Genomic DNA, 17941 nt, shown 5'->3' with positions numbered 1-17941 from the left:
GACATTCGTATTTATTTTATTAATTTTAATGACAGCTTCGTGTGCATCAAAAAAAGATGTGAGCGGAATTTACAAATCTAATTTTGCTGATTTAGGATTTTTTGTAACTACGATTAAACTTAAAAAGGATTCGACTTTTGAATACAATTTTGCAGGCGATTTAGTTAATACAGATTTAACCGGAAAATATAGAATAAAGGATAAAAATATTTACTTAAAATTCAATAAAAATAAAGATGAGATTGAAAGTAAATCTGATAGTCTCAATATATCGGAGATTTTGAATGGAAATTACCACAATTATAATTTAAAGAATGAATCTGGAGTTGCATATCATCTTAAATATCTAATTAAGGGCAACAGGTTTTATAGTTATAGAATTGATAATGGAAAACTTGTAAAATTTGGCAAGTATTATTCTGATAGAAAAAAATGGGAAAAGAAAAGAATTTATCTTTATAAAAAATCTTAAAATTTCTACTACTAACAAATCCCCTAGCCCCGATTGCAGTGGAAATCCTTTTTCTTTTCTTTCAGAAAAAGATTGCAACGGAAAGCGGGAAACAGCTCCAAATTAAAAATAAAAACTAACTACTCGACGTAGTCAAATAGCTCGTTAAAATTTGTTTTAAAATCCTTATTTTTGTGTTATGGAAAAAGTGGTATTGGTCAATCCTCAGGATGAAGTTTTGGGACAAATGGAAAAAATGCAGGCGCACGAAAATGGACTTTTGCATCGTGCTTTTTCGGTTTTTCTGTTCAATGAAAAGGGAGAAATGCTTTTGCAAAAACGCGCCGAAGAAAAATACCATTCGCCCAACCAATGGACCAATGCTTGTTGTTCACACCCAAGAATCGAGGAATCTTATCTGGATGCGGCAAAAAGACGTATCAAGGAGGAATTGGGAATCGATTGTGAGTTGACGGAAAAATTCCATTTCATTTACAAAGCAGATGTTGGAGAAGGGCTTTGGGAACACGAGTTGGATTATGTTTTTACAGGAAACTTTGATGGCGAATTTGATTTGAATCCTGATGAAGTTTCGGAAATCCGATATGTTTCTATCGCAGATTTGCAACAGGAAATTGCTGAAAATCCGGATAACTTTACGGAATGGTTCAAAATCATTTGGGCTGAATACCGTAACCAACTGAATTAATCATAAATATTTCTTAACTTTATTATCAAATCTTACGCTTATGAAAGCTTTGGTAATTGGTGCAACTGGTGCTACAGGAAGCGACCTTGTGAATCAACTTTGTCAGGATTCTGATTTTGACGAGATTGATATTTTTGTGAGACGTCGTTCTGATTTTCATCATGAAAAAGTCAAAGCGCATCTTGTAGATTTTGACCATCCAGAAGAATGGAAACATCTTGTGAAAGGCGATGTGGCTTTTTCTTGTCTCGGAACAACTCTGAAATCTGCAGGAAGTAAAGAAAACCAAAAAATAATTGATTACAATTATCAATTCAATTTTGCAAAAGCAGCGAAAGAAAACAAGGTAGAAGATTATATTTTAGTTTCTGCTTACGGCGCGAATCCTGATTCTAAAATTTTCTACTCCAGAATAAAAGGCGAATTGGAAGAAGCTGTGAAAAATCTGAAATTCGAGAAAACTACTATCTTCAAGCCTGGAATGCTGGAAAGAAAAAACTCTGACAGAAATGCTGAAATCATAGGTTTGAAAGCAATTAAATTCCTTAATAAACTGGGGCTTTTCAAAAGTCAACAACCTCTGCCAACTTCTGTACTAGCCAAAGCGATGATTGTTGCTTCAAAGATAAAATCTAATAGTTTTTCAGAAGTCAAACTTCACAGTATTTTTAGTTTTGCTGAGAAGAAAACGCTATAAAAAAATCCAATCAGAGTTGATTGAATTTATGTTTTATTTATTTCTGTCTTTCAAATATTTTTGCCATTCCCAAGTGGTTTTTAGCGCTTCTTCCAAAGTAGTTTCTGATTTCCAATTGAGTTCTTTTTCAGCTTTATCTGCATTAGCATAAGCCACGGTTATATCGCCTTCTCTTCTAGGACAAATCTGGTAAGGAACGGCAACATCATTTGCTAATTCAAAGGCTTTAACAACTTCTAAAACTGAAGACCCTTTTCCTGTCCCTAAATTATAAATATCCAAAACTGTTTCTTCACTAGAATGCATTAGTTTTTGTAAAGCTGCAACGTGTGCTTTCGCCAAATCTACAACATAAATATAATCTCGGATTGCTGTTCCATCTTCAGTTGGATAATCGTCACCCCAAATGCTCAATTTTTCTCTGATTCCTGCTGCAGTCTGCGTAACATAAGGAACAAGATTATTTGGAATTCCTGCTGGTAATTCTCCCAGCAAAGCTGTTGGATGCGCACCAATTGGATTAAAATATCTTAATAGCGAAACACGTTTTTGATAAGCTCTTGAGAAATCTTTCAGGATATCTTCACCCATTTGTTTAGTTTTTCCGTAGGACGATTCAGCCTCTTTCAAAGGTGTATTTTCGTCGATAGGCATTTGATCTGCTTGACCATAAACTGTACAAGATGAACTGAAAATGAAGTTGGAGATATTTCTTTCTTTAAATTCCTGAAGAACATTAATTAATGAAAACAAATTATTCTCATAATATTTCAAAGGCTCAGTCATACTCTCTCCCACTGCTTTTGAAGCTGCAAAATTGATACAACCTTCGATATCGTGAGCTTCGAAAACTTGTTGCAATAATTCTTTTCTTCTCAAATCGAAAGGATAAAAAATCGGACGTTTTCCTGTGATTTCCTCAATATTATCAAGAATGAATTTTTCTGAATTTGATAAGTCATCTACTATGATGACATCGAAATTATGATTGATAAGTTCTACAACAGTGTGTGAACCGATGTAGCCGAGACCGCCTGTTACAAGTATGGACATTATTATGGTTGATAAATGATGGTTGCTGTATGATGAATTTTTATTATTATTTTCCTACTTCGTCTATCTCAGTATATTTTTTATTTACTTTAAAATAATTATTTAAAAACATTACTATTAAAACAATACTTAGAATTATGAAAGCGGATATTATAGAATTCGAAACTCTATATCTTGTAAATAAAAACATATATATATTCTGAATAATAACAATAAGTAGTGATATATATCCAATATTGTTAATGAGAATACTTTTTTTATATTTTGAAAATAAGCATATAACTGAAGTAACAAATATTATTAAATTAAAAATTGTTTGAGTTAAGAATATCCAATTTAAAAAAGAATATGTAGAGAAACTGTTTATATTTCTAATTAAACCAAATCCGTAAAAAATTACTACTAAAAAAGAAAATACAAGAATTGTATAATAAACAATTTTATACTTATATATTTTCTTTGCAATTTCCATTATTTAAAAAACTCTAAAACAGAATCTGTAATATATTTCAATTGCTCTTCATCCAATTCGGTGTGCATAGGAAGAGAAATCACTTGGTCAAGTAATTTATCTGTATTCACAAAATCTGTAGGATCACTCTCTTGGAAATAAGCTTTTTGCTTTCTAAGCGCCACTGGATAATAAATCATCGCCGGAATTTCTTTCTCAGTTAGATATTGTTGCAATTCATTACGTTTTCCGTTGGTAATTCTCAAAGTATATTGATGAAAAACATGTGTAGAATTTTCGGCTCTTTTTGGCGTTAAAATATTGTCGTGCCCTGCAAAAGCATCGTCATAATAATCAGCAGCTTTTCTACGCGCTTCATTATAAGAATCAAGGTTGGGCAATTTCTTTCTCAAAATCGCAGCCTGAATACTGTCTAATCTGGAGTTTACACCGACTTCATCGTGATAATAACGTTCGTACATCCCGTGATTTACAATTCCTCTTAGTCTGTGAGCCAATTCGTCATCATTAGTAAAAATTGCACCTCCGTCTCCGTAGCAACCTAAGTTTTTAGAAGGGAAAAATGAAGTTGTTCCAATTGTTCCGATTGTTCCAGCTTTTTTTTCAGTTCCATCAGAAAAGATGAATTCAGAACCAATAGCCTGTGCATTATCTTCAACAACATACAAATTATGTTCTTTAGCGATTTTTAGAATTTCCTCCATATTACCGCATTGCCCAAAAAGATGAACGGGAATAATGGCTTTTGTTTTTGGTGTAATTGCTTTTTTAATTGCTTCTGTATCAATTGTAAATGTATCATAATCTACATCCACCAAAACTGATTTAAGTTTCAATAAATGAATCACTTCCACGGTTGCAGCAAAGGTAAAATCTGCCGTAATCACTTCATCACCTTCTTTCAAATCCAAAGCCATCAATGCAATCTGAAGTGCATCTGTTCCATTGGCACAAGGAATCACGTGTTTTACATCCAAATAAGTTTCCAAATCTGATTGGAAGGATTTGACTTCCGGACCATTTATAAAAGCGGCGGAATCCATCACATTTAAAACCGCATTATCTACCTCACTTTTTATTTTATAATATTGGCTTTGTAAATCGACCATTTGGATTTTCTTCATAATCAAATATTTATTATTAAAAGCATCTGAAAATCATTATCAATATTAGTTTTAATAATTCTTGAACGTGATTCCAAATGCAAAAAATTTATTCTGTAAATTTACATTTATTTATCAGTTTAAAAAATCTAATTACCCTAAACGTGAGAAAAATCTTTACAATTTTATCGGTTAGCTTTTCCTTAGTTGCAACTGCGCAAACCGAATTGGTCTTCGTTTTCTTCAAAGATAAACCCAATAAAGCTTCTTTTTATTCGAACCCGTTATCAGAATTGACTCAGAAATCTCTCGATAGGCGTACTAATCTGGGAATAGCTTTAACGGATCAAGATGCTCCGCTAGAACCAACTTATATTCAGAATATTAAAAATCTTGGATTTAGTGTTACAGATTACTCGAAATGGTTGAACGGTGTTGCTGTGAATGCTACTTCCGCTCAAATTGAAACTTTATCTCAACAGTCTTATGTAGATCACGTTGAAAGTTTTGTAAAAAATCCAAACGGCGGAATCAGAAAACAAAAAATTGAAAAATTCACAGAATTTGATTCAAATAATTTTAAAAAAGACGGTTTGACAACTTTCAATTATGGAAGTGGTATTTATCAGATTAATCAAATCAATGTGCGTGAACTTCATGTTGTGGGTTTTACAGGATCTGGAATTGCCATTGCAATCATAGACACTGGTTTTCCAACTGTAGACACAGGAAATGCCTTCAAAAGATTACGAGATAACGGACAGATCAAGGGTGGCTATAATTTTATCGAGAAGAGTACTGATATCTATAATACATCCTTAAATACTCACGGAACAATCTGTATGGGAACAATTGGCGGCTACTTAAACAATCAATTTGTTGGAGCAGCACCTGATGCAGATTTCTATCTTTATGCTACAGAAGATGATGTCAATGAAATACCAGAGGAAGAACTCTATTGGATAGAAGCTGCGGAAGAAGCGGACAGACAAGGTGTAGATGTAATTTCTACTTCTTTAGGCTATACAGAATTTGATGACAGCAGATATGATTATACAAATGCTGATATGAACGGAACAACGTCTTTCATTGCAAGAGGCGCACAAATCGCTGCTGAAAAAGGAATTTTTTTAACTGTTTCTGCTGGAAATAGCGGAAATAACTCCTGGAAATTTTTGGGAACTCCCGCAGATAATGAAAAAGTTTTTACTATTGGCGCAGTTACGAATCAAGGATTAGTCTCCAACTTTTCATCGTACGGGCCTAATGCTGTAGGTATCATAAAACCTGATGGAAGCGCTAGAGGAACTGATACTTATACGGTTTTTGGTAATCAGGTAACCCAGGCTTCCGGAACTTCTTTATCCAATCCAGTTGCGGCTGGTGGTGTTGCTTGTCTGTTGCAGTCTTTACCAAAAAATATTTCTAGAGAAGAAATAAAAACTAAACTAAGACAAAATGCTTCCCTATATCCAAACCCTTCTGACCAAATGGGTTATGGAATTCTGAATTTTTATAAAACTTATCAGACTTTAGGCTTAAATAATATGACTAAAACTCATATTAAAATTTTTCCAAATCCAGCGAAAGACTTTATCAATATCACTTCTGACAAAGTTGTAAAATCTGTCGAAATATATGACACCTTGGGACGATTAATCATAACTGATTTTTCTAAAAAAATTAATATTTCTCAATTATCAAAAGGAAATTATCTTCTAAAAATGAAAACTGATTCTGGAAATATTGTTGAAAAATTTATCAAAGAATAATCTTATTCTCAACAAAAATCAAAGGTCAATAGAATTTCTACTGACCTTTTTTATATTAAAATCTTGTAATTAACTCATCGCTTTTTCATCCGTAAAAAACTGAAATGTATCTTTTTTATTGATAAGTTGGAGCGGATATAATTGTGGATTATATGCGCCATTCAAAACTTCGTTCAAAGCATGTTTTTTGGATTCGCCAAATGCTACGACCAAAATATTTTCTGCATTGTTGATGATTGGCGCCGTCAAAGTGATTCTGTACATTTCCTGAGGTTTCAGATAATAAGCATCAACCCACTTTTCTTTTTCGTTCAAGATTTCTTCGCCTGGAAAAAGAGAAGCTGTGTGACCATCATCTCCCATTCCCAAAAGAATAAAATCAAAAACGCCGTCATTACCTAAGACATTTCTGATTTGTGTTTCATATTCTTTTGCAAATTCTTCTGGTTCTACCCCATCTTTGTACATCGGAAAAATATGATTCTGATGGACAGGAACATGATTCAACAATGTTTCAAAAGTCATTTTAGCATTGCTCTTATCATTATCCAAAGACACCCAACGTTCATCCACCCAAAAGAAATAAACTTTGCTCCACTCTACTTTTTCAGCATATTCTTTGGTTGCTAATAATTGAAAAATGGCTTTTGGAGAAGAACCACCGCTTAACGCAACAACAAATTTGTCGTGCTTTTGAATTGATTTTTCTGCCAATTCTACAAAGGTTTCTGCTGATTTTTGATATAATTTTTCCAGATTATTAAATACTGTAATATTCATTTTCAGTTATTAAAATTTAAATCCATTTGTGACCTTGTCTTTCTACCAAAGCATCGCTGCCTTCTGGTCCCCAACTTCCTGCTTGATAATTTGGGAAAGAAAGCTCCTTATTATTTTCCCAATATTCCTGAATAGTTTTGACAACATCCCAAGCTTCCTCGACTTGGTCAGAACGCATAAACAACGTTAAATCTCCTAGAAGTGCTTCCAACAAAAGCGTTTCATAAGCTTCTGGACTATGTTCCTGACAAGCAAAATCATTGAAGACCATTTCTACAGGTTGCAAATCCAAAGAAAGTCCTGGCTTCTTGCTCATAAACTGAAGTCTGATATCCATAGAAGGTTGAATATTGATAATCAATCTGTTTGCCGACAATTCAAACGGACTATTAGAGAACGTAGAAGTTGGCAACGGTCGGAACTGTATGGTAATATAAGAATGTTTCTTTTCCATTTTTTTTCCCGTACGAACGTAGAAAGGTACATTTTGCCATCTTTCATTATCCATATAAAACTTCATCGCGACAAACGTTTCTGTGTTAGAATCTTCAGCAATTCCATTTTCTTGACGATAGCCTTTTGATTCTTTTCCATTAATCATTCCCTGCCCATATTGACCCCGGACAGCGTAATGCGAAACTTTATCAGGTGTAATTCGACGAATGGATTTCAGAACATCTACTTTTCTGTCTCGGATTTCTCCAGATTCCAAAGAAGCTGGCGGTTCCATCGCAACCATACAAAGAATTTGGAGCAAATGATTTTGAACCATATCTTTCAGCGCTCCAGTTTGTTCGTAGAAAGCGCCTCGGGTTTCAACGCCAACTTCTTCTGCAACGGTAATTTGAATTGATTCTATATATTTTTGATTCCACAAAGGCTCGAAAATTGAATTTCCAAATCTGAATGCTAAGATATTCTGAACTGTTTCTTTGCCCAAATAATGATCGATACGATAGATTTGTTCTTCTTGAAAAGTCTGAGACAAAAGCGTGTTAAGTTCTATTGCAGAAGCTTTGTTATGCCCGAAAGGTTTCTCGATGATAATTCGGTCTTTGCTCGGATCGGAAGCTAAAAAGGTATTTTTGATGTGATTGGAAATCGTCTCGATAAAATTGGGAGCAATCGAAAGATAAAATAATCTGTTGGCTCTAATTCCGTAATCTATATCGAAATTTTGTAATTTCTGACTAAGATCTTCATAAGATTGCTGTTCGTCTAACTGATGCTGAAAGTAAGTCAAATGCGACTCAAAACCTTCCCAATCTGTAGAAGTTACATCTTTTCGGGAAAACTCATTCAGATTTCCTTTGACGTAATCTCTGAATTTTTCATCCGTATTTTCTGCTCTCCCTAAAGCGATGATGTTAAAACGCTCAGGCATTCTGCCATCGATATATAAGTTGTAAAATGCAGGAAATAATTTTCTTTTGGCTAAATCTCCAGTTGCACCAAAAATAATAATTGTAGTTGGTTGCAGGATTTTATTTTCACTCATTTTTTTTCCTGAATTTATTGATTGGAAGAATTCCAAGATGTGTGAAAAGTACCTTCTCTATCGACACGTTGATAAGTGTGCGCTCCAAAATAATCACGTTGAGCCTGCAACAAATTCACAGGAAGAGATTCTGTAGTATAAGCATCGAAATAACCTAAAGCAGTTTGAAGTCCTAAACTGGAAATTCCGTTTGTGACAGCGAAACTTGCCGTTTTTCTCAGTGATTGAATTTTCGATTTTACGATTTCGGAAATCTCTTGATTCAATAAAACATTAGATAAATTTGGGTCGGTAGAATATGCTGTGTAGAATTTCTCTAAAAGCACAGAACGAATGATACAACCGCCTCTCCAGATTTTAACAACATCTTTCAATGGAATTTCAAAGTTGTATTCTTCAGAAGCTTTTACCAATAGTGCCAAACCTTGCGCATAACTAATTAATGTTGCTAAATACAAAGCATCACCAACTTCTTGGATGAAAGACTGCACATTTTCTGGACTTGTAATTTCTTTTTCAGAATATAATTTTGAAGCCAAAACTCGCTCATCCTTGTAAGCAGACAAGATTCTGGAAGTTACTGCAATATCAATTGTGGGAATAGAAACCCCGATTTCCATTGCTTGTTCGGAAGTCCATTTACCAGTTCCTTTTGCACCTGCTTTGTCTAAGATTTTATCAACCAAATAAGCATCAGTCAAATCATCTTTTTGCTGGAAAATATCTCTTGTGATTTCAATTAGGAAAGAGTTCATCTCGCCATCATTCCAAGTTTTGAATACTTCGTAAAGTTGTTCATTATTAAGATTTGCGCCTTTTCTTAGAAGGTCATAAGCTTCACTGATGAGTTGCATAATCGCATATTCGATTCCGTTGTGAACCATTTTCACGTAGTTTCCGGCAGAACCTTTGCCCATATAAGCGGTACAAGGCTCTCCATCAACTTTTGCTGCAATAGATTCCAACATCGGCTTAAGAAGTTTGAACGCGTCCAAATCTCCACCAGGCATAATACTCGGCCCTTTTCTCGCACCTTGTTCACCACCAGAAACTCCCATTCCTACAAAGTGCAAATCTTTAGCAGCAAGATCTGAAATTCTTCTATTAGTATCTTCGAAATAAGAATTACCTGCATCTATAACTATATCGCCTTTGCTTAGAAGTGGCGTAATATTTCCTAAAACCATATCTACAGGTTTTCCCGCAGGAACCATTAAAATAATTTTTCTTGGTGTTTCCAAAGCAGTTACAAATTCCTCCAAAGAAATTGTTCCTTTGACATTCATTCCCGAAGTTGCGCCCTCTTGTAGATGTTTTACTTTTTCTTCATCTAGGTCAAATCCTGCGATAGAAAAACCATTTTCAGCAATATTATAAAGAAGATTTCTCCCCATTACTCCGAGACCGATCATCCCGTAATTATATTTTTCCATTTTTAAATTTAGATTGATTTAAATTTTACAAAGGATAAATTTACGCATTTGCACACGACTTAAAATAATAAAAGAATGGAAAATCCCATTCTTTTAAATATCCAATATCTATTATTGAATTTATTTTGTTTAAAAATTTTATTTAGAAAGGATAACCAATCGCAATATTCAGAATCAGATTATCTTTTCTCCAAGAACTGTCTCCAAATTTGACTCTGTCCAAAACCCAACGATCGCCTTTTTCATAATAAGGAACTCTCAAAGGCATTGCCAAATCCAATCTCAGGATCAAAATAGAAAAATCTAATCTTAAACCAACTCCAGCTCCAACCGCTAATTCATTCAGGAAGTTTTTTGAGAATTTCCCTCCAGGTCTCGTAATTTGACCTTCAGTATTAATTTCATCATTGATTAACCAAATATTTCCAGCATCCACAAAAGCAGCTACATTCAAGAATTTAAAAAGATTGGCACGGTATTCTGCATTCAATTCTAATTTTACGTCACCGGCTTGGTCAAAAAAGAAACTGGTTTTTTGTGTTCTCGGATCATAACTTCCCGGACCAAGCGTTCTTGCACGGAAAGCTCTGACACTGTTACTTCCACCAACAAAAAACTGTCTGGAATAAGGGACGAATTCTGAATTCCCATAAGGATAAGCAATTCCCGCAATAACTCTGGATGCAAAAGACGTTTTCTCATTGAATTTGTGATAAAACCTGAAATCGTGTTCCATCTTCGCATATTGGCTAAAAGGCACACCAAAAATATCTTTCTGATCGCCTTTTTTTGCATTTGCTCCTGTTAAAAGTCCGGTTAAATTCCCTGCCAAGTCCAACATTCCACGGTAGTAGATGGTATTAGCTTGGGGCGAAGTTGTATTCGTATAAGTATAGGTATAAGTTGGTCCAAAAATCAATTGTTTTTCCACGACTCTTCCCAAAGTTGGATTCGGTGGAATCCCTTTATCAGGATTACCGTCAATTTGTTCTCTATACTTATCTGTAATAGTTTGAGGCTCAACCATTGTGATATCAATGACCTTCAAATCGTGTTCTTTTCGAATATTTTCTTTCCATACATAACCAAAAGACGCATTGAAATTGTGCAAAGTGTACAGCTCCGTTCGGCTTTGATATTCGTAACCTAATGCGATATTGGTTCTAGGTACAAACGCGCTGGAGGAATTGAAACGGAAAGGCGCTACAATTCTCGGAATCGAAAGTTGGGTTTTGGCTCCAACTCTAATAATATTATTGGCATCTTTTGCGCCACCCATTTGGACATCAAATGCTCCATAAACCGAAGCTTTAAACTGTTCTGCGCCTCGGAAAAAATTTCGGTGTGTCCAGTTCAGATTGACTTCGCCTCCACCATAATTGGCAGAATTTGTTCTTCCCAAAGTTTCTAATCTTAAAGACTGAATCTGTCTCGGCGTTAAGGAATAATAAGTATCAAATTTATGATTCAAAGAATCGGAAACGATAAAATCATTTTTAACAAATTTAAAAACACCTAAACTGATTAATCGGTTTAAAGTCAGATTATGATCAGCTCTGTTGTAAATATCACCTTTTTTAAAGTATAAAGCACGGTCGAAAATCTTTGGTTTGAATTTATGCTCTGGATCGATGACATATATATCGCCATAAGCATATTTGGACAAAGAATCTTTATCCATCGGGATTTGATATTTTCCTTTCTTCACATCACGGATATTATAATTCGGAAAAACAATGACATTATCAATCGTGAATTGTTCTTTTGCCAAATCCGGTGTTTGATCTTTCAGTTTGACATTCAGTTCAACTTTATGATTTTTTGCAACAGTACTATCTGCCTGAATAATCAAATTATCCGGACTGAAATAATAGAAACCTTTTTCCTTCAAACCATTGTCAATTCTTTCTCTCTCAGACTTGATAACAGCAAGATCAAACGGATCTCCAACTTTCAAAAGCGATTTATCTTTCAAATTCTGAATTTCTTTATTAATTAAAGTTGAATCTTCCTGAAATTTGACCTGACTTATCAGATATTGATTTCCTGGTTTTATAGTATAAATAACCTGCGCTTTTTTATTCTTCGAAACAGTATCATATTTTGCCTGAGCGTTGAAATAGCCTTTGTTCTCAGAATAATTGACAATAATATCTTTGTTGAATTCCCTATCAACATCGCCCAAAAGAACAGGTTTTTCTCCGAATTTATATTTCAGCCAATAATTGAATCCTTTGTCTTTTTTCGGTTCTTTGGCAATATTATAAGCGTATAATTTTGGTCTTAAACCCAGAAAGCTAGAGTTAGGTTTCGGAGTCAGATTATCTTCTAATTCAGACTTCAACGCTTTTTTTTCTTTTTTAGAAATGCTGTCACCTTCCACTTTCACTTCTGCGCCGGTGTAGAGCAATTGACCTTCTTTCAGAAATTTGGTATTGCTGCAGGAAGAAAATATTGCCAATGTTGAAACAGCAATTATAGATTTGAATTGAATCGTATTCTTAATCATCATTATTTAAATTCTACACCTTGGTTATTATTTTTTTCTCTTCTTCTCTTTTCTTTTTTGGCGCTCTGAAAAATCTCACGGAATTTATCATAATCCAAAGTAATGATAAAACCTAATCCCGTTTCTACAATTTGACCTTGTAATGCGACTTGATATTCATTTTTACGATAAGCTCTCAGCATATATCTGCCATCTTTGGAAAGGCTGTAATCTATCGTCACATCACCAGCAATGTTGGTGGTGTTTTCATTTTGTCTAGCTTCACCTTCCAATCCGAAGTTACTTCCTACAGAGACTTTCAATCGGTCGTTCAGTAATTTTTTGCTGATGTCGACATTCAGATCTGTTCTGGTATTTTTGTTTCCTGTAGAATAATCTTCGGAAGATTCCAAATCCAAATTCAAATCAACACCTTTTACCAAATCTGAAGCCAGATTATTCAGTTGTTGAGAAAGGATTTTGCTCACACTTTGTCTCGCCATCGCTTCCGTAGAAAGCCCGGCACTATTTTCAAATGGATTTTCTCCGATGAATCTATTCAGTAAAAGCAATGCAAAAACCTGTTTGTTCATTTCGTTTTCATCTGTTCGTAATTGAGCCAGTTTCTGGTCCACAACATCTTTCACAGTGGATGAAACTGCGTTATTTTTCTCAGCAGTTGTGATATCAAAAGAAATTACAGGTTTCAGCAATTCACCTTTCATTTTCAGCAAAGTATTGAACTCCATTCTTTGTTTATACTGATTGAGATTCGTAGCACTTTCTCCGCTGATTTGTTGCTGAACCAAGTCTAATGGCGCTGTTTCGGTTTTATAAACGGCTGTTATATCAAGCGTTGCGGCGGTTGGCTCGCCAATCCAAGTAATTGTACTTCCTTTTTGAATTTCGAATTGTCGTTTCAGCAAACTAACCGTCATATCATAACTTCCTTTTTCTACCTGATAAACACCGACTAAAGTGACTTTTCCGGAAGGATCAATTCCTCCTGTCAATTCTGCATCGCCTTGAAGTTTTACAAAATCGCCATTCGCCTTATCAATGATAGCAGACATTTTCGCTTCTTTGCTGACTTCGATATTCACGCTTACATCCATCCCTTTGATTTTGTTTTCAGTTTTCAAAGAATCTGCGACAATGGTTTTATTTAAAGCAATCTGATCCTGATCGATGAATTCTACAATCCCATCTCTATCCTGCAAAGCCGGACTGGACTGAGGCAAAACAAAAGTGAAATCTGTATCATCAGAAACCGCCAATCTTCCATCCACTTTCGGTAAGTCTAAGTTTCCTCGTACTTTCAAAGCTGCATCAATCGATAAAATCCCGTACATCATCGCATCGTTTGATTTTTCAGAATTCACCACTTTGAAATCTTTAGCATTAACATTAAGATTAAATGCAAAATCTCGGTAAGTCTGCGTCAAAACCTGACCATCAATTTTCAAAGAATTTCCGTCTTTGTCATTAATTTTAAAATTATCAAACTCAATTCCTCTGTTCGTGAATGAGATTTTATCATCAATTTTTCTGAAATCACTTCCGGTTTTAGCAATCATCAATCCGACATTATTCATTTTTACATCACCAAGAATTCTCGGTTCAGTAGTCGTTCCCGTAATTTTAAGATCGCCAGACAAATAACCTTCCGTATTGGTAATCGCATTCATTGTAAAACCTTGGAGTGTTTTCATCTGAAGCTGCTTCATTGCCAAATTCAAATCAAAAGTACTGGAAGATGTATTGTAATTTCCTAAGATTTTCACATCATTTTCATTACCGGAAAGTACAATATCAGCATTCAGAACATTAGCAGATTGGTTATTGACCTTGATATCAAGATTTCCAACCGGACTTCCAAAAACAAATAAGTCAGAAACATTAATATCTGAAGTGAAAGTCATATCCTTTGTCAAATCCCGCAATTGTGCTTTTCCGTTAATCGTTCCTTTTGCTAAAAGCGAATCTTTTTTGATGATTTCTGTAATGGTTTCTATTTTAAAATCCTTCAGAGAAACATCCAGCGGACTGTTTGGAGAATCATTTTCAGATTGTAGCAGAATCTCGCTTCCGGCATTAGATAATCTAAAATTATCCGCAAAAATACCTTCACTGCTGATTTTGATTTTATTATCATTAGCAACCGTCCAATCCATATAATTCAGTTTCAAACCATTTGGATTCAGGGAGATTTCTGTAATGTCATTCATTGATTTGGCGTTTCCGGCAATCAGGAATTGTGTCGCATCTTTTTCGTCTTTTGTAGTGATATTATAATTGATTATATTATCTGCAACATCACCGTTGATATTCACTTTGTTCAGAGCAAAACTTTCACTTTTAAGAGCAGCAACATCCAGATTATACTGCAATGCCTGATTCTGATTGGTCACCTTCAAATTCGTATTTTCCAAAGTATTAGCGCCATAAACCACTTGTGGAATTTTTGCATCCAATTCTATTAATTGAGAATCTGCATTGTAATTCCCAGTAATATTAATAGTTTCAAAACTTTTCAAATCCGGAACAAATTTTCTGATTAAGTCATCATTTTTGATGGTAGCATCCAGTGTAAAATATTGTCCAGCATCTACTTTTTCAACCTTGCCAGGTTTCTGGAATTGATAATATTGATTGATGGTCTGAGACAACGCACCGAAAATTTGGGTTAATTTATATTTCCCATTCAGTTCAACATCGGCAATCTGAGAATTGAATTTTATTTTTGTTGAATCTGCAGTTGAAACAGCGTTCAGTTTAATTTCCTGAATCGGATAAATCTCTTTGGTGTCAGAAATCGCAAAATCCTGAAGATTAAGATAACCATTCAAATTATCTGGGTCAAGACTTTTGAAATCGCCGTCAATTCCGCCTGCTATAATCATTGGCGAACTGTAGAATCCTAGTTTGTTTAAGTCTAATTTGTTGATATTTCCATTGATCTTGATCGTTGGGTTCTTATCTTCATAAATACCCGAAGCCGTGAGATGAAGATTGGCATTTGGATCTTTTGAAACTAAATTGATGATGTAAGCGCCACGGTTAATTTTGCCAACCAAATTCATATTTTGATAGCGATAACCTTTGTAAACCGCAGATTGGACATTCCCTCTCAAATCCGCATTGGCATTTTTGAAATCGAAGCTTTCGCCTTTGGCAACAATCTGAGCTGTGATGGGACCTAAATCTTTATTCTGAATAATCTTCCCAATCTGTAAATTCTGAAGATTAGCTTTTACATCGTACAGTTCACGATTTTTTCTGCGCATATCGACATTGGCGATAATTCCGGCATTTCCTAAAGTCGAATATAAAGTCAGATTCGTATTGACAACTTTTGTTGTGCCTTTTGCAAAACCTTTGATGCTGAAATGCGATGGCAAAGAAATGTTGGACGGAATTGTTCCTTTCGGCACCAGATTGAAAATCGTTTTTCCAGATGAAGCCAGTTCTCCAATTTTCAGATCGTAATAAAGATTATCAGGATTCATTGCATTTTTGATTCTTCCGGAAGCTGCCACACGCAATTGATCCAAACCGGAAACTTTCAAATCATTAATCAATAAATCATTGACAAGACCTTTGACATTGGCATTGACATTGAGAATAGCATTGGGATATTTGTTGAATGGTGCTGTATTTCTAAGTGTTGGAACAAGATTCAAAATATCAGAAAAACCGATTTTGGAATTTTCAATATTCGCAGAAATTTTAACTGCACCAGGATTAGCGGACAATTGCTCAATCGAATTGTAATTCAAAATTACTTCGTCTCGCAAAACGGTTTTTGATGTTTGCAGATACAGATTTTTCAGATAAGCTTCTTTCTCAGCGTAAACAAAATCCGTATTGAATTTCTGAACATCTAACCCTCTCGCTTCCTGAATTTCCGCAGATTTTACAGTTCCTGCAAAGCCGTTGTTTTCCATTTTGAAATCGCGGACATCAAGGTTGAGCTTTCCAAAATTAAGATGATTAAAATCCATTCCGCTTTTGGTTAGCGTAACAGCTGTATTGTTATATGCGACTTTTACATCATCCAGAATCAGTTTTCCAAGAAGGACTTTCATTGCTTTTTCCTTGTCAGAACTTTTTGAAACTTCAGGTTTTTTTTCTTTTTGAGAATTGGCGTTTGAAGCTGGGAGAAATAAATTAGCATTGATATTAGCGCCAGTTAAATAAATATTACCAACGTCATAATTATTATTGTCAAGATCGATGCTGTTAACTTTTGTACTTAATTCTTTAAATAAAACTTTAGCAAACGTTTTGGTATTGTCATCACCATAATCGATATTGAAATTGGTCAGTTTGATTCCGTTCAAACCTAATTTCATAGGTTTTTGCTGATTCAATGAATCAACTTTTTTCTCAACATTTTTAGAAACTTCTTCAATTAAATCCTGTTTTAATTTTAATTTTAAACCATCGAGATTGATATCATTAACAACATAGGAATTATTTTGAAGATCAAAAGTTTTAACTCTTGTATCAAAAGATTTGAAGTAAAGATTGATGTCATTTTTAGATTGCTGATCTTTGAAAGATAATCCAATATCTTTTAATTTGATTTTATCGAGAGAAATAATAAAAGGTTTTGAAGGACTTTCTTCTTTTTCCGAAGTTGCAAAAGCATCCAAAATATAGTCGAAGTTGAATTTTCCTTGCGGATTTCGGACTACGTTCGCACGAACACCTTCCAAATCTACCGAAGTTAGATCAGCTTTAGACTTAATCAACTGCCACATATCGAGTCCTACATCTAACTTCTTCGCTGCCAAAAGTGTATCTACATCCTGACCTTGCAAATACAGATTTTCCATAACCAAACTATTTGGAAAACCTATGTAAACTTTTTGTAAAGCAACTTTAGTCTTGATTTTTTTTTCCAGATAAATAACCAATCTATCCTTTATCATATTCTGAAAAAATGGGAGCCTTAAACTAAAAATAAGTACAATAAAAAAAACCAATATGGAAATAATGGTTACGAGAATGCGTTTAAGAATTTTTCTTTTGTTGAGTTTTTTCAAACCATAATAGTTTTACAGACATAAGATAGCAAATATTATACTATTAATTAGGTTCACATTGAAATCCTTAATAATAACAGTTTAAAAACAAAACCTTAACCACTGACAATCAACACAAATCGAGTTTTAATTTAATATTAAAATCAAACAAAAAAATAATAATTAGATAATCATAAATGATTTTCACCAAAAATAATTAAATCCAATTGCTGTGTTATATCAGTACTTCTTGTTCTCACTGCATGTGCAGAAAAATAGCCTAAAGCTCCATTACTGATGTTTCTTGGGTGATTAGCCGGTGTAATGCCGCCACTGGTTCCACCATTTGCAAGTTGTAAAAGCTCAGAATATCATCGATAAATTACGAAAAATATCTATTGATACCTGTTGTGCATTTAGGAATTAAGAAACAAAAAGATTGTTCTTGTGACATA

Annotated in this window: 11 protein-coding genes; 4 read left to right on the top strand and 7 right to left on the bottom strand. The window is 34.3% G+C overall.

Going from position 1 to position 17941, the window contains the following annotated elements; all coding sequences use genetic code 11:
* Positions 1-58: 58 nt before the first annotated feature.
* The 3 genes from V7P73_RS13025 (at position 59) to V7P73_RS13015 (ending at position 1857) form a co-directional block, all read left to right on the top strand.
* On the top strand, positions 59-472 hold the full coding sequence (locus V7P73_RS13025) for a hypothetical protein (RefSeq protein ID WP_333854323.1): 414 nt from the start codon (positions 59-61) through the stop codon (positions 470-472).
* A 178-nt stretch (positions 473-650) separates the two neighbouring features.
* On the top strand, positions 651-1160 hold the full coding sequence (gene idi, locus V7P73_RS13020; RefSeq protein ID WP_312422422.1) for an isopentenyl-diphosphate Delta-isomerase: 510 nt from the start codon (positions 651-653) through the stop codon (positions 1158-1160).
* Positions 1161-1200: 40 nt separating this feature from the next.
* Positions 1201-1857: an NAD(P)H-binding protein gene (locus tag V7P73_RS13015; protein ID WP_333854322.1), complete on the top strand. Its 657-nt coding sequence runs from the start codon at positions 1201-1203 to the stop codon at positions 1855-1857.
* Positions 1858-1890: 33 nt separating this feature from the next.
* On the opposite strand, the gene galE is transcribed toward V7P73_RS13015, so the two are convergent.
* On the bottom strand, positions 1891-2910 hold the full coding sequence (galE, locus tag V7P73_RS13010) for a UDP-glucose 4-epimerase GalE (protein ID WP_333854321.1): 1020 nt from the start codon (positions 2908-2910) through the stop codon (positions 1891-1893).
* Positions 2911-3381: 471 nt separating this feature from the next.
* Positions 3382-4506 (bottom strand): DegT/DnrJ/EryC1/StrS family aminotransferase, encoded by a 1125-nt coding sequence (locus V7P73_RS13005; RefSeq protein ID WP_333854320.1) that lies wholly within the window; start codon positions 4504-4506, stop codon positions 3382-3384.
* A 143-nt stretch (positions 4507-4649) separates the two neighbouring features.
* Between V7P73_RS13005 and V7P73_RS13000 the strand changes: the two genes are divergently transcribed.
* On the top strand, positions 4650-6257 hold the full coding sequence (locus V7P73_RS13000; RefSeq protein ID WP_333854319.1) for a S8/S53 family peptidase: 1608 nt from the start codon (positions 4650-4652) through the stop codon (positions 6255-6257).
* A gap of 69 nt (positions 6258-6326) precedes the next feature.
* Here V7P73_RS13000 and pgl read toward each other — a convergent pair whose 3' ends face one another.
* The 5 genes from pgl to V7P73_RS12975 all read right to left on the bottom strand — a co-directional run bounded on the left by pgl (position 6327) and on the right by V7P73_RS12975 (position 17507).
* Positions 6327-7037 carry a 6-phosphogluconolactonase gene (pgl, locus tag V7P73_RS12995; RefSeq protein WP_333854318.1) on the bottom strand — a complete coding sequence of 237 codons (711 nt, stop codon included), beginning with the start codon at positions 7035-7037 and terminating at the stop codon, positions 6327-6329.
* Positions 7038-7053: 16 nt separating this feature from the next.
* The gene (gene zwf / locus V7P73_RS12990) at positions 7054-8535 is read right to left on the bottom strand and encodes a glucose-6-phosphate dehydrogenase (RefSeq protein ID WP_333854317.1); all 1482 of its coding nucleotides are present in this window, start codon (positions 8533-8535) and stop codon (positions 7054-7056) included.
* Between the two features lie 14 nt (positions 8536-8549).
* Positions 8550-9968 (bottom strand): NADP-dependent phosphogluconate dehydrogenase, encoded by a 1419-nt coding sequence (gndA, locus tag V7P73_RS12985; protein WP_333854316.1) that lies wholly within the window; start codon positions 9966-9968, stop codon positions 8550-8552.
* 142 nt (positions 9969-10110) lie between these two features.
* Complete coding sequence (gene tamL / locus V7P73_RS12980; protein WP_333854390.1) at positions 10111-12477, bottom strand: translocation and assembly module lipoprotein TamL; 2367 nt, start codon at positions 12475-12477, stop codon at positions 10111-10113.
* Between the two features lie 2 nt (positions 12478-12479).
* Entirely contained in the window at positions 12480-17507 is a 5028-nt protein-coding gene (locus tag V7P73_RS12975; RefSeq protein WP_333854315.1) for a translocation/assembly module TamB domain-containing protein, read from the bottom strand.
* Positions 17508-17941: the final 434 nt, after the last annotated feature.

It is taken from the genome of Epilithonimonas sp. (assembly GCF_036780765.1).
GTDB lineage: Bacteria > Bacteroidota > Bacteroidia > Flavobacteriales > Weeksellaceae > Epilithonimonas.
Note: the sequence above shows the minus strand (reverse complement) of the source record. Positions and strands in the feature narration are given on the sequence as shown.

Coding starts and splice junctions, on each gene's coding strand:
- V7P73_RS13015 (WP_333854322.1), top strand. CDS start 1,201: ATGAAAGCTTTGGTAATTGGTGCAACTGGTGCTACAGGAAGCGACCTT.
- V7P73_RS13005 (WP_333854320.1), bottom strand. CDS start 4,506: ATGAAGAAAATCCAAATGGTCGATTTACAAAGCCAATATTATAAAATA.
- gndA (WP_333854316.1), bottom strand. CDS start 9,968: ATGGAAAAATATAATTACGGGATGATCGGTCTCGGAGTAATGGGGAGA.
- galE (WP_333854321.1), bottom strand. CDS start 2,910: ATGTCCATACTTGTAACAGGCGGTCTCGGCTACATCGGTTCACACACT.
- tamL (WP_333854390.1), bottom strand. CDS start 12,477: ATGATTAAGAATACGATTCAATTCAAATCTATAATTGCTGTTTCAACA.
- pgl (WP_333854318.1), bottom strand. CDS start 7,037: ATGAATATTACAGTATTTAATAATCTGGAAAAATTATATCAAAAATCA.
- zwf (WP_333854317.1), bottom strand. CDS start 8,535: ATGAGTGAAAATAAAATCCTGCAACCAACTACAATTATTATTTTTGGT.
- idi (WP_312422422.1), top strand. CDS start 651: ATGGAAAAAGTGGTATTGGTCAATCCTCAGGATGAAGTTTTGGGACAA.